The organism is Roseivivax sp. GX 12232, assembly GCF_021272185.1.
In the GTDB taxonomy this organism is placed as follows: domain Bacteria; phylum Pseudomonadota; class Alphaproteobacteria; order Rhodobacterales; family Rhodobacteraceae; genus Roseivivax.
Map to the genome: position 1 here is coordinate 232323 of NZ_JAJSEC010000005.1, position 13024 is coordinate 245346.

The 13024-nt window shown below is 62.3% G+C and carries 12 protein-coding genes; 9 read left to right on the forward strand and 3 right to left on the reverse strand.

What is annotated here, in order from left to right:
* Nucleotides 1-175: 175 nt before the first annotated feature.
* Nucleotides 176-964, reverse strand: coding sequence for a hypothetical protein (locus LR948_RS11140; RefSeq protein WP_232754092.1), 789 nt, complete (start codon nucleotides 962-964; stop codon nucleotides 176-178).
* A 761-nt stretch (nucleotides 965-1725) separates the two neighbouring features.
* Here LR948_RS11140 and LR948_RS11145 point away from each other — a divergent pair.
* The 8 genes from LR948_RS11145 to LR948_RS11180 all read left to right on the forward strand — a co-directional run bounded on the left by LR948_RS11145 (nucleotide 1726) and on the right by LR948_RS11180 (nucleotide 8852).
* Entirely contained in the window at nucleotides 1726-1893 is a 168-nt protein-coding gene (locus tag LR948_RS11145; protein WP_232754093.1) for a hypothetical protein, read from the forward strand.
* Nucleotides 1890-2081 carry a hypothetical protein gene (locus tag LR948_RS11150; RefSeq protein WP_232754094.1) on the forward strand — a complete coding sequence of 64 codons (192 nt, stop codon included), beginning with the start codon at nucleotides 1890-1892 and terminating at the stop codon, nucleotides 2079-2081. The genes LR948_RS11145 and LR948_RS11150 overlap by 4 nt, the downstream gene beginning before the upstream one ends.
* A 350-nt stretch (nucleotides 2082-2431) precedes the next feature.
* Nucleotides 2432-3466 carry a LacI family DNA-binding transcriptional regulator gene (locus tag LR948_RS11155; protein ID WP_232754095.1) on the forward strand — a complete coding sequence of 345 codons (1035 nt, stop codon included), beginning with the start codon at nucleotides 2432-2434 and terminating at the stop codon, nucleotides 3464-3466.
* A 25-nt stretch (nucleotides 3467-3491) separates the two neighbouring features.
* Nucleotides 3492-4751 carry an extracellular solute-binding protein gene (locus LR948_RS11160; RefSeq protein ID WP_232754096.1) on the forward strand — a complete coding sequence of 420 codons (1260 nt, stop codon included), beginning with the start codon at nucleotides 3492-3494 and terminating at the stop codon, nucleotides 4749-4751.
* Between the two features lie 56 nt (nucleotides 4752-4807).
* Complete coding sequence (locus tag LR948_RS11165) at nucleotides 4808-5884, forward strand: carbohydrate ABC transporter permease (protein ID WP_232754097.1); 1077 nt, start codon at nucleotides 4808-4810, stop codon at nucleotides 5882-5884.
* Complete coding sequence (locus tag LR948_RS11170) at nucleotides 5884-6762, forward strand: carbohydrate ABC transporter permease (RefSeq protein ID WP_232754098.1); 879 nt, start codon at nucleotides 5884-5886, stop codon at nucleotides 6760-6762. The genes LR948_RS11165 and LR948_RS11170 overlap by 1 nt, the downstream gene beginning before the upstream one ends.
* A gap of 25 nt (nucleotides 6763-6787) precedes the next feature.
* On the forward strand, nucleotides 6788-7774 hold the full coding sequence (locus LR948_RS11175; RefSeq protein ID WP_232754099.1) for a levansucrase: 987 nt from the start codon (nucleotides 6788-6790) through the stop codon (nucleotides 7772-7774).
* Nucleotide 7775: 1 nt separating this feature from the next.
* Nucleotides 7776-8852 carry an ABC transporter ATP-binding protein gene (locus tag LR948_RS11180; protein WP_232754100.1) on the forward strand — a complete coding sequence of 359 codons (1077 nt, stop codon included), beginning with the start codon at nucleotides 7776-7778 and terminating at the stop codon, nucleotides 8850-8852.
* Nucleotides 8853-10145: 1293 nt separating this feature from the next.
* Here LR948_RS11180 and LR948_RS11185 read toward each other — a convergent pair.
* Together LR948_RS11185 and LR948_RS11190 are read right to left on the reverse strand one after the other, a co-directional pair.
* Nucleotides 10146-11186 (reverse strand): calcium-binding protein, encoded by a 1041-nt coding sequence (locus tag LR948_RS11185; RefSeq protein ID WP_232754101.1) that lies wholly within the window; start codon nucleotides 11184-11186, stop codon nucleotides 10146-10148.
* Nucleotides 11187-11625: 439 nt separating this feature from the next.
* Nucleotides 11626-12258: a tyrosine-type recombinase/integrase gene (locus LR948_RS11190; protein WP_232754102.1), complete on the reverse strand. Its 633-nt coding sequence runs from the start codon at nucleotides 12256-12258 to the stop codon at nucleotides 11626-11628.
* 169 nt (nucleotides 12259-12427) lie between these two features.
* On the opposite strand from LR948_RS11190, the gene LR948_RS11195 reads away from it, so the two are divergent.
* Nucleotides 12428-12916, forward strand: a complete 489-nt coding sequence (locus LR948_RS11195; protein WP_232754103.1) for a GNAT family N-acetyltransferase — start codon at nucleotides 12428-12430, stop codon at nucleotides 12914-12916.
* Nucleotides 12917-13024: the final 108 nt, after the last annotated feature.

Genomic DNA, 13024 nt, shown 5'->3' on the forward strand with positions numbered 1-13024 from the left:
GCGAACCGACAGGGCAGTCATGGCCGAAGGGATCATCGGGTGCGGCGGCGGCGTCGAAGTCGTGGCGACCATTGGAAATCCTTTCGTCCGGCTTGTTAGGGAGATTGGTCGCGTCGCGTGCATCCGAAGGGAAAATGTGCACTCGAGGCGAAATTTATGACGACTTAGCGGTGCCTTATGCTCCCGAGAGTTTCGCCTCGGGCGGGTTCCTGTGCAGGCCATCGCCTCTCTGTGCATCGGAGGCGGATCGTGTGCAGGAACGCGGCGGACGCGACCCGCCGGCAGCCTGCGCCGCTGCACTGGCAAAGAGGCCGCCGCGGTTGTCTGTCTTAGGGACAGTTGGCTGATCAGCTGCCGGTTGCGCCCGCTGTGATGTCGCGCTTGTGGAGGCGACATTTTCGCCGCGGCCCGAAAGCCAGTGGGCCACATCTGATACGATGAAGCGCGTGCGCCCTTCTGTGATTACGCGCGCCGGCAGGTTGGTCGGATCGGCAAGCAGGACGTCGATCCGGGATTGCGGGACATCGAAGTGTCGCGCCAAGCGTGAGGCGGGCATGGCATGTCCCGCAACCGGTTTGAGAGGCGCGAAGCCGTTCTTCGGGCTCGCGAACATCTGCGCGACCTGACCCTTTAGCAGAAGATGCCTATGGGGGCCAAAGGCATAGAGTGGCGGGAAACCGTTGTTGTGGGTTCGCAGTCGGCTCAGCAGCCTCTCCGCTGAGGTGCCGAGCCAGCCTGCCACCGTGGTGACCCTCACCAGGCCAGCGCCCAGGATCGCGTCGTCCGCATTACTTTGAGGCGACAGGCCCAGGAGGTGCTTGTAGACCCGCAGGATCGGGTATTTGGGCCCGAGAGGCTCGATACCGAAGCGGGCGAGGAAGGGGCCCACTTCGTTGCGCGATAGGGTCGACCAGTCGTGCAGGTCCTTGAGGGTGGCGGCATGGAATCTGGTGAAAGGCAACACGGGCATCTCCTGTTTCCCAGGACATGGTTTCCGCGCGGACGAGACGGAAATGACATCTCTCGACCCAGGTTTGCCGACAACACGAACCTCGGCTCACTTGGTGCCCCTCCGGTCCTCCTCAGGGTGGGCATTGTGCGCCATGACGGCCGAAAATCGCGAAGCCTTCGATTGCTGAGAGGGCGGTGATCTTGATGGTATCGATGCTGGTCCCGGCCTCCAGGATCCGGTGAGCTGCGGACCCTCACCGGTCGCGAGCGTGGCGCTCCGCGCCGAAGGCAACGACGGCGTGTCCTGGAGAAGCGTTCGTCATCCGGCCGACCGCTGTATTGGGGGTATGGCCGGACGTCACCACCACCCCGGTTCCAGGTGCGCGCTAAATGCACCACTGTGACGGGACCCACGTGGACCGGATCTGGAATCACGGCACCTGCGACCTCTTCAATATCTTCTGGCATCCAGGTGTGCTGTCCCGCACTGGCCGGCCGGATGTCGGACTTTTCCGCTTGCCCGACGATGACAGGCCGGAGAACCACCGGGATAGTGCTTGGCCGGCGCGTTCTTTTGCCGACTAATCGGAATTGGGCCAAACATCCGGTTCATACCGGAGGCCAGACGTGAGCTCTCTCCATCTTCCCAAGCAGGCTGACACGGAACCCGTGTGTCATAAGATAGACGCAGCGGCGCGCCGGCGTGTGAGCGGCCGAAGCCTGCGGGCTTTCCTGGCCATCTGCGATCGTTACGGCATCCGCACGTGAGACCGCGTGGCTCTTCTCGGCGAGCCATCGAACGCGAGCTATTACGCATGGCTGAAAAAGGCCCGTGCAAACGCGCCCTTGTCGCTGTCGCTCGACACTCTGACCCGCATCTCGGGCATTCTCGGCATTCACAAGCGGCTGGGAATTCTTTCCCGGTCGTTGCCGAGTCGATGACATGGCTCAAAGGGACGCATTGCGGCGAGATCTTCGGCGGGCAGGCCGCGATCGAACTGATGGTCGAGGGCGGCCTCGACGGCATCCTCAATGTGCGGCGCTACCTCGACACCTGGCCCTCCGGACGGCCTGGCGGCCCCGGCGAGGGGAAAACCGACGGAGGCATCGGCCATAAGTCACGGCTCTGATGGCCGCTCAACGCTTCAGAGCCCCCTACCGATATCCCGCCTCGCCGTCGGCATGGAGACGGGGTCCGCGAGCTTCGATCCGCTCGGGCGCCTCTTCGACCGGCACATTGGGAGCGGCGTTCGGATCCGCAATCCGTTCGGCCGGATTGAAGGCCCACTCGCAGGCGCGCAAGGCCGTGCAACGCCGCCGACCGCGAGCGGGTCAGGACAGGTCGAAGTGAGCTTTTGGGCTCGCGGATATGCGGATTAAGGCAGGGCTTGACCGGGCGGAAATCGCACTGTTATGACATCGATGTCATGACACCGATGTCATGAGTCGCTCTGACCGAGCGCTCCGAGGGAGGAAGGCTGTGGCTACGATCTACGATGTCGCGAAAAAGGCCGGGGTCTCACCCAAGACGGTATCCCGCGTGATCAATGGCGATGCGCCGGTTGGCCCCAAGACCCGCGAGGCGGTCGAGGCAGCCATCCGCGAGCTCGAATACCGCCCCTCGCGAGCCGCACGGACGATGCGTTCGAGCCGGTCGGGGCTGATTGGCCTGATCACCGGCGCGATCTCGCGCGGCGACGGAGCCTCCGGCCCGTCCGGCCTGCCAGACCTTTTCATCGTCCAGGCGATCCAGCGCGTGGTTGCCGAGGCCGGATTGACCTTGATGATCGCCGACACCGGAGACGAGGAGAACCGGGCGGGGGCGTTGATCGAGACCTTCGCGCAGCATCGGGTCGAGGGTCTCATTTATGTGGCCGACCACCACCAGCGGATTGAAACACTCGATGCGAGCGGCATGCCGCTGGTGCTCGCCAACTGTTTTGATGATGCCGGAACACCCGCGGTGCTTCCCGACGACCGGGCCGGCCAGAGGGCGCTGGTCGAGCGCGTGATCGCCTCAGGTCATCGCCGGATTGCCTATCTCACACTGACGGAGGGCATGATCGCCACGGAACTCCGCAGCCAGGGCTATCGCGAGGCACTTGAGGCCGCCGGAATTCCCTATGACCCGGCGCTGGTGTCCGAGGGCTTCGCCGACCACGGAAAGGGGCCCCGGCCCTTCATTGCCTCGGCACTCGACCGGCTGCTGTCACTGGACGATCGGCCCACGGTGATCTGCTGTGGCAACGATGAATTGGCGCTCCGGCTTTATGGAGAGCTGCGCGACCGCGGCATCCGCGTGCCGCAAGAAATCTCCGTCGCGGGCTACGACGATTATCGCGTCATTTCCGAGACATTGTACCCGCCGCTCACCACGGCAGACCTGAACTATCACGGCATCGGCGAAGCCGCTGCGCGCCGTCTGCTGTCGCTGATTGCAGGGGAGCCCGCTTCGGCTGACGTCGAGCGGATCGGCGGCCCGGTCTGCTGGCGGCAATCCGTCACCCAAAACTGACATCCAAAAGGGAGGAGACCCGAAGATGACCAGAACGAACCTGATGGCAGGCACGATCCTTGCAAGCGCCCTCGCCTCCGGCGCGGCGGCGCAGACCGAGCTGAGCATGTGGTACCACGGCGCCGGCAATGAGGTCGAAAGCGAGATCATGGATCGTATCGTCAGCGACTTCAACCAGAGCCAGGACGACTGGGACGTGAAGCTGCAATCCTTTCCACAGGGCAGCTACAACGACAGCGTGATCGCCGCGGCTCTGGCGGGCAATCTGCCGGACATCCTCGACGTGGACGGCCCCGTGATGGCGAACTGGGCCTGGTCGGGCTACCTGCAGCCGCTGCCGATCGACGAAAGCGCCATTGAGGGCTTCCTGCCCGGCACGAAGGGCGAGTGGAACGGCGAACTCTATTCCATCGGCCTCTGGGATGCCGCCGTCGCGATGGTGACACGCGAGAGCTACCTCGAGAAATTCGATATCCGCGTGCCAACGCTCGACAAGCCCTGGACGCTGGAGGAGTTCGACGCCGCACTGATGAAGATCAAGGAAAGCGGCGAGTTCGCCTATCCCCTCGACCTCGGCATGGCCTGGACCGGCGAGTGGTATCCCTATGCCTTCAGCCCGTTCCTGCAAAGCTTCGGCGGCGACATCGTCGACCGCGAGACCTACGACACTGCCGAGCGCGCGCTCAACGGCGATGCGGCCGTTGAATTCGGCGAATGGTGGCAATCGCTGTTCGAACGCGAGCTCGTGCCCGGCACCAGCCAGGACCCCGCCGATCGCGACAACGGCTTCGTCGAGGGCAAATACGCGATCAGCTGGAACGGCAATTGGGCCGCGCTGAACATCCTCAACGAATACGGTGATGACACGCTGTTCCTGCCCGCGCCCGACTTCGGCAACGGCCCGGTGATCGGCGCGGCCAGCTGGCAGTTCGGGGTTTCGGCAACCTCGGAGCATCCCGAGGGTGCCGCGGCCTTCATCGAGTTTGCGCTGCAGGACGAGTATCTTGCCGCCTTCTCGAATGGCATCGGGCTGATCCCGCCGACCGAGAGCGCTGCCGAGATGACCGAGAACTACCAGGAGGGCGGCCCGATGGCGGTCTTCTACGAACTCTCGGAGCAGCAAGCGCAGCTGCGGCCGGTGACGCCGGGCTACGTGGTCGCCGCCAAGGTTTTCGAGAAGGCTCTGGCCGATATCGCCAATGGCGCCGACGTGATCGACACCCTCGACGCGGCGGTGGACGAGATCGACGCCGACATCGAGCGCAACCAGGGCTACGGCCACTGATCCTCTCTCCGGCCCCTCTCCTCGTGAGGGGGCCGGACCAAGCTGCGAGGTGATCCATGTCCCGCTCCAGACTGACGCAATCGAACCGGGCCGGATGGGCGATGGCGCTGCCGGGCTTCGGGCTGATCGCCGTCTTCATCATCCTGCCGTTCTTCTTTGCCTTCGCGCTCAGCTTCACCAACCAACGGCTGATCTCGCCCAATCCGACCGAGTGGGTGGGCTTCGACAACTACCGCCAACTCATGGGTCTCGGCGTCCTCACACTCGAACCCGAGCGCGACGAGGCGGGCGCTGTGATCCGCGACGAGGACGGCGCGATCGAATACCCGAGGCTGCGCAACTTCACCCGCGGCAATCCAGACTATGCCCATCTCGACGGCATGCGCGAATGGATGGGCTGGCCGTGGGGCGAGAACCGCGTGGTGGTGCTGGCGCGCGACGTCGTCTTCATGAAGGCGGTGGTCAACACGGTCACCTTCGTCGCGGTTGTGGCGCCGGTTCAAGCGGGGCTGGCGCTGGTATTGGCGCTGCTGATCAATCAGCGGCTCCGAGGCATCAACGTCTTCCGCACGATCTACTTCATGCCGGTCGTGGTCTCGATCGTCGTGGTCTCCCTGCTTTGGCGGTTCATCTATGATGGCAATGACGGGCTTCTGAACAACCTGCTCGAGACCCTCACCTTCGGCGCCTTCCAGCCGGTCGATTGGCTTGGAAATCCCGGAACGGCCCTTCCGTCAATCATGGCGATGTCAATCTGGCAGGCCGTCGGCTTTCACATGGTGATATGGCTCGCCGGGCTCCAGACAATCAGCCCGACGCTCTACGAGGCGGCCGATATCGAAGGCGCCTCGCGCTGGCAGACCTTTCGCTACGTGACCTGGCCCGGGCTCAGGAACACCGCCGTGCTGGTCCTGATCGTGATCACCATGCAGGCCTTCGCACTGTTCGCCCAAATCGACGTGATGACCGGCGGCGGGCCGCTCGACAGCACGCAGACCATCGTCTTCCAGGCCGTGGAACGCGGCTACGGCAAGCAGGACATCTCGGGCGGCTCGACAATCTCGGTGCTCCTGTTCCTGCTCGTTCTCACCATCTCGCTGATCCAGCGATACCTGACGCGGGAGCGGGACTAATGGCCCAGATAGATCCATCCAATCGCGGCCTGCGCCTGGCCGCCCGCTACGCGGTGCTGGTGCTGATCGCCGTGATCTTCATCTTCCCGCTGGTCTTCATGGTGGTGAGCTCGCTCAAGCCGGACCAGCAGCTCCTGTCCGACACCGGCAGCCTGCGGGCCTTCCTGCCGGTGGGCGACATCAGCCTCGACAACTACGCCGCCGCCTTCCAGCGCGCGCCGGTGGGGCTGTTCATCTTCAACTCCGTGCTGGTGACGGGTGTGACCGTGCTGCTGTCGCTTCTGGTCTGCTCGCTCGCGGCCTTCGCCTTCGTCTTCCTCGAATGGCGCGGCTCGGGGCTCCTGCTTTCGATCATCCTCGCCACGCTGATCGTGCCGTTCGAAACCATCGCCATCCCGCTGCTTCTGATCGTCAACCAGCTGCCCTGGATCGGGTTTGACGGGATCAGCACTGGCTGGCTCAACAGCTACAGGGTGCAGATCCTGCCCTTCGTATCGGACGGTCTGACGATCTTCCTCTTCGTGCAATATTTCCGCGACCTGCCGCGCGAGCTCATTGAGGCGTCCCGGGTCGAGGGCGCGAGTTGGTGGATGATTTACCGGCGCATCGTCATGCCGCTCTCGGGGCCTGTGCTGGCGACCGCGGCAATCCTGAAATTCCTGGTGATGTACAACCAGTACCTCTGGCCGCTGATGGTGGTTCAGGACGAAGGATACCGACCGGTCATGGTGGGTCTCCAGTACTTCTTCCAGCTCAACCGCGCCTGGGGCGAGATCATGGCCTACCTGTCGCTGATCACCCTGCCGGTGCTCGCCTTCTACTTCGTACTACAACGCGCCTTCATTTCCTCGATCGCCTCGACCGGCGTGAAGGGCTGACACCACCAATTCGCAAGGACACCGCATGACCCTCGCACTCGAAAACCAATGGATCTGGGACAGCTGGTACACCCACGACGGACAGCGCTGGCACGGGTATTTCCTCAAGGCGAACAAATCCCTTGGCGACCCCGAGCTGCGGCACTTCAACGTCAGCCAGGGCCATGCGATTTCCAATGACCTGGTGAACTGGGAGCATCTTGGCACTTGCCTCGCGCCCTCCGAAGGCCCTGCCTTCGACGACACCACGACCTGGACAGGATCGGTGGTTCAGGGGCCCGACGGGCTTTGGCATCTGTTCTACACCGGCGGCGGCTCGGCGGAAAAGGGTCTCTACCAACGCATCGGTCATGCCACGTCGACGGACATGCACAGCTGGGAACGGGTCGGCACCGGCCTCTGCCTCGACATGGAAGGACCGAACGCCGCGCATTATGAGCGCGAACACGCGGTCGGCCATTGGCACGACCGGGCAATGCGCGATCCCTTCGTGATGAAGGACCCGGAGTGCGATGGCTGGCTGATGTATTTCACCGCTCGCGCTCCGGGCATCGCGGAGGCCAATGCCGGTGGCGCCATCGGCTTTGCCACGTCGCCTGACCTCTATGAGTGGACGCTGCAGCCGCCGGTTTTCGTCGGAGGCTATGGCCAGCTCGAAGTGCCGCAAGTCTTTGAAATCGAGGGGCGCTGGTACTGCCTGTTCTGCACCGCGGCCGAGCATTGGTCCGAGGAGCGCCGGGCCAATTCCGGCACCGCGCCGGTCACGGGCAACCACTATCTCATGGGCGATAGCCCGCGCGGTCCATGGCGTGTGGCCCCGGGTTTCCTCGACGGCGCCCTGCCCTGCTACCGCTACGCGGCCCAGGTGCTGATGAGGGATACCGGGCCAGTGCTGATGGGCTTCCGAGACGGCGACAAGAAGACTTTCGGTGGCTACGTGATGGACCCGGTTCCGCTGAAAACCGACGCCGAGGGACTGCTGCATATCGAGGCTTCCGAGGGGGAGGACTGACATGGCGACCGTGAAACTGAAGGATATCCGAAAGCGCTATGGCGCGACGGAAGTGATCAAGGGCATCGACCTTGAGATCGAAGATGGCGAGTTCGTCGTCTTCGTCGGCCCCTCCGGCTGCGGCAAGTCCACCTTGCTTCGGATGATCGCGGGACTGGAGACGATCTCCGATGGCGCGCTCGAAATCGGCGGGCGTGTGGTGAACGAAGTGCAGCCGAAGGAACGCGGCATCGCCATGGTGTTCCAGAGCTACGCGATCTTCCCGCATATGACCGTGCGCGAGAACATCGGTTTCGGCTTGACCGTTGCCAGAGCCCAGAAGGCCGAAAAGGAGGCCGCCGTTCAGGAAGCGGCACGTATCCTGCAGATGGAACATCTGCTTGATCGTCGGCCCAGCCAGCTGTCCGGCGGCCAGCGCCAGCGCGTCGCCATCGGCCGGGCGATCACCAGGAAACCGGAGGTTTTCCTGTTCGACGAACCGCTCTCAAACCTCGACGCGGCCCTCCGGATGGACATGCGGATGGAGATTGGCCGGCTGCACAAGGAGCTGAAGACAACGATGGTCTACGTGACCCACGACCAGGTCGAAGCGATGACGCTGGCCGACAAGATCGTCGTGCTCAAGGACGGTGAGGTGCAACAGGTCGGCGCGCCGATGGATCTGTACCACAACCCCGCCAATCTCTTTGTCGCGAAGTTTCTCGGCGCACCTTCGATGAACCTGATCGAGGTCGAGGTGGCCGAGGCGCGCGCAGGCACCGCGGTTGTGACCAACCCCGCACTCGACCCGATCGAGCTGCCGTGTCAGGTCGACGGGCTGAGGGCGGGCGAAAAACTCACGCTCGGATTGCGGCCCCAGTACCTGTCCCCGTCTCTCGATCCCTCCGAGGGCAAGCTGCATGGCAAGGTGACCTTGACCGAGAGGCTCGGCTCGGAGACCGTCGTCGATCTGGAGCTCACCGATGGCAGCTCGCTCATCGCCGCGCTCTCCGAAGACGCGATGTTCGAGCGCGGACGCGAAGTGAGTTTGACCTTCCGCCCCGAGCAGACACATCTGTTTCGACCCGGCGCCGACTGAGGGCTCGTTGACAACAGGACGTCCCTGAAGCGACCACCTGATTGCGGCGTGATCATCGCTGCGGCAACTGTGGTGTGACCGGCAACGAATTCAGTTGGGGGTTGGCGGCGATCAAGGTCTTAGAGGGCGGGATGCGGAGCATTGCTCCGGCTGCGAAGCAATAGCGAGTAAGGGCGGGGAGCAGTCATTCGCTGCAGAAACCACAGATGACTGCTTCGGGCCGCAAGCGAACTTTTGTGGGAGGTCGAGCGAACTTCAGGGTGAACGCCTTCTGCGCCTCCGTAGATTTCGATGCCTGCATGCGTTTCCGGCCCTCTCCCAGCCACGAAAGATTATCCGAAAACTCCAGCTTCAAACGCTCCAGTTTTCACGGGGCAGACCACTTACAGGAAAACCTCAGTTTCGAACGGACCAGATCGTGGGGTGTAGGTCATCTGGAACTGCGACGGCCAAGTTGTGCGCCAATCCGGCTCTCAGGGCGAACAACCTATAGTAGATGATCTTTGAAAGTTTCACTTTAAATACGCCAGAATGCAATTTATAGTTGATTTGCACCCAGGGACGGTGGCTCTAAGCGCGCAGCCAAACTTAGTGGCGCGATGTGCCACCGTCCCAATGCAGCCGGAATGCCCAGGACCGCGCAACAACGCAGCCCATTTCCAACTTCGTACGCGACAAAAAAAATGCCCCGCTGCCGAGAGGGTACAAGGCAGCGGGGACTTTTGGGGGCGTGAGTCAACATCTTGCTGTCACTTCACAATAGTCGCAGTTTTTGCCTTTATTGCAAGAACTTATTGACCAGGCCTCGCGACTTTTAGTCGAGCCCCCATAGGCATAGGCAAAACCGATTGAGCGACTTCTGCGCTCGAGCTGACACGCTCTCACTGAGGCTGATGAAGTGCTCGTCTCCCTGTGTGACGCACTTCGCGACAATCGGCCTCTGAGGGTGCAGCTTATGGCAAAACTTCTTCCCCTCTTTGTAAAACCGGTGCTCCACGTTGTGGGTGAACTTGACCACCATCCCTTGGGGTGTCGGCTCACAGACCACTGTGTGCTCCACGCGCGGCACCTCGGGGACCTTTGGCTTCGGCGGGGTCTTCGGAGGATTCTCCGGGGGGTTCTCAGGCGGGTTTTCCGGAGGATTTCCGGGGGGCTCGCTCGGCGGATCAAAGCTCGGACGATCATAGGTTGGCTCTGGAGGCGGTGTTGGCAATGCATGTGCCGCCCCGGTCGCGAACATCGCCGCAATCGCCATCAGTGCAATTAGCTTGTTCATTTGTGTGCCCTCTGTCCTCAAACGAAGCGATCCGTGCCGAAAGCGGCAACCTGGTCAGCGGATACGGCGTGTCCGGTCGCGCGAAGAATTGCGACCGGGTCTGTTCCAACCAGGACCGTCGTATCGCCGGTGACCGGATCCAGCTCGGTTGTGATGTCACCGTCGAGCCCAGCATCGATGTCATAGGTGATGAACAGCAGGTCGTCGGCGCCGAAGTCTTCGACGACAGGCGGCGCGCTCGGGTCAACCCAGGTCCCTGTATAAAAGAGGTCCGCCCCTTCTCCGCCTGTAGCGGAGTCGCCGGTGCCCATGATCAGGTTGTCCGGCCCATCTCCACCATCCAGCACATCTGGATCTGTGAGGTCCTCTTCCCGGAACCGGTCGTCGTTCTGGCCATCGGTGTAGCCATAAAGCGTGTCGTTCTCGGCGCCGCCGTTCATGGTGTCCGACCCGGTGTTGCCGCGGAGGAAATCTCCGTCGTCACCGCCGACCATGCTGTCGTCGCCCTCACCACCGAACAGAAAATCGATGCCCGCGCCACCGTCCATAGTGTCGTCGCCGGTACCGCCAACTATCTCGTCGTTGCCGTCTCCCCCATCGAGAGAGTCGTCTCCCTCGTCTCCGAAGAGTTGGTCGAAGCCGTTCCCACCGGTGATCGTGTCGTTGCCCGCCTCGCCGGCCAGCAAGTCATCCTGGTCTCCACCGGAGATGAGGTCGTCGCCCTCTGCTCCATAAATCGAGTCAAATCCCGGGCCACCTTGCGCGGTATCGTTGCCTTCGCCGGCATCGATAACATCATCTCCCTCGCCGCCGTCGATGCTGTCGTCACCGGCTTCCCCAACCAAAGTGTCGTCGTCTGATGTGCCATCGAGTGTATCGTCGCCATCAGTGCCGCGAAGAACATCGTCGAGTGGACCGCCGCCGACATCACCGCCACCGTCGCCACCGCCGTCGTCTCCATGGGAGCTGTCGGCATCGTCGTCGTCACTGCCGCCGTCGCCGCCACCCATCACCGCAAAGCCCGCAAAGCCTGCCAACAACAATAGTAAGAATTCCATTTCTACCCCCCGGATCACGGAAAGAATCATGCCGGAAGGGTGACACGAAAAATGCCTAAGCCCGCCACATTTCTGCCAAAGTCACCATTTTCGGATCAAAGCCTCCCCAGACCTGCGACTGTTTCCCGATCGCAGATTTTTTGGGACAGAGCATGCCTTGGTAGTACGGTTGCGCTACCGACCCTGCGCACAAAAAGACCAGGGTACGCAGGCAGCGGACTGTGCAAATACGATGCGAGCGGTGTGTAACGAGGTGCAGGAACGGCCCATGGCCACCGTTCGCGCCAGGTCCGAGACATTTCCGCCCCCTGCCCGAAACAGGCGTTCTCTTGCCAACCTTGGTGACCTCGGGGCGCTGGAAGAAAAGCGGAGAGCCGCCGTTCACCGTATCTGGGATGAACGATCCCTCTTGCCGGCAGGGACCGACCAGCTCGGCGTCTCAGAGCTCCACCGATTCAGAGATAGCGAGCGCATCTTCGAGATCGATACCGAGGTAGCGCACAGTGCTATCCATCTTCGTATGGCCGAGCAGGAGCTGCACGGCGCGGAGGTTTCCAGTCTTGCGATATATCTGCGCCACCTTGGTTCGCCTCATGGAGTGAGTGCCATAGGCGCTTGGCTCGAGACCGATCGAAGTCACCCAGTCCTGCACGAGGCGGGCATATTGCCGTGTCGAGATATGTTGGCGTTCGTGAATGCGCCCGGGCCAGAGGTGCTCAGACCCGATCATCAGCGGAGCCTCGAGCCAAGCCGCGACCGCTTTTCGAGTCCTCTCGGTGATTTCGAAGCTGACCGGCCTCCGGGTTTTGCTCTGGACGATAGAGGCGCGGCGCTTGACCTGTCCGGCCGCATAGACGTCGGCGACCTTCAGCTTCACCAGGTCGCATCCGCGCAACTTGCTGTCGATGGCGAGATTGAAGAGCGCCAGCTCGCGAGTCTGCTGCGCGATCTCGAGGCGCACCCGGATCGCCCATACATGTTGCGGTTCGAGCGCACGCTTCTGGCCGACGATGCGGCCCTTGTTCCAAGCGGGACGGCAAGCGCGGATGGCTGGCAGGTTTGCGGTCTGCATGGTGGTTCCTCCGATCCACCACGCCCGCCACATCTTCGGCACCTTGCCGACGGCCGAGCATAGCAAACCTGCTGTGCCGCCCGAAGATTCCGCAACTGGAGCGTCCCGCGCTGCCGCAAGACCGTTTCGACCCCATACCCACCGTCGCACGGTCTGGTAGAGTGGTCGAATGACCGGGACCCAAAACTATCGCTTCCGCAGAGCTAATGTGGATGATCTCGCCTTGATCAGAGCGTGGCAGTTGAAATCGCATGTTCGGGAATGGTGGGACGCAAATGAGCCGTATGCAGAAGCGGATTTAGCTGATCCTCGGGTGGCTCGCTGGATCGTTTCATTCGGCATGCGGCCCTTCGCGTTCATGCAAGACTACACGGTCCACGGTTGGGGCGATCATCATTTTGACCATCATCCCAAAGGGACGCGGGGTATTGATCAGTTTATCGGTGAGCCTGACATGGTCGGCATTGGGCACGGATCGGCTTTTATCGGGACAAGAATGCAGGCGCTCTTCGATGAGGGGGCACCTATCATTGCGACCGATCCGCATCCGGACAATGCGAGAGCAGTAGCAGTATACAAGAAGCTGGGTTTCTCGCCGTCAGGACCGCTTCAGGAGACGGACTGGGGCTTGATATTACCAATGACTGCGAGGCGGTAGGCAAAGCAGCCCAAACGACGGCTTTGTCCCGCAGTGCGGACGTTCGGCGCCAGATCATGCTGTTTGACGCAATCGAGGGCCGGTTTGGGGAAGGAGCGGCGCAGCGAC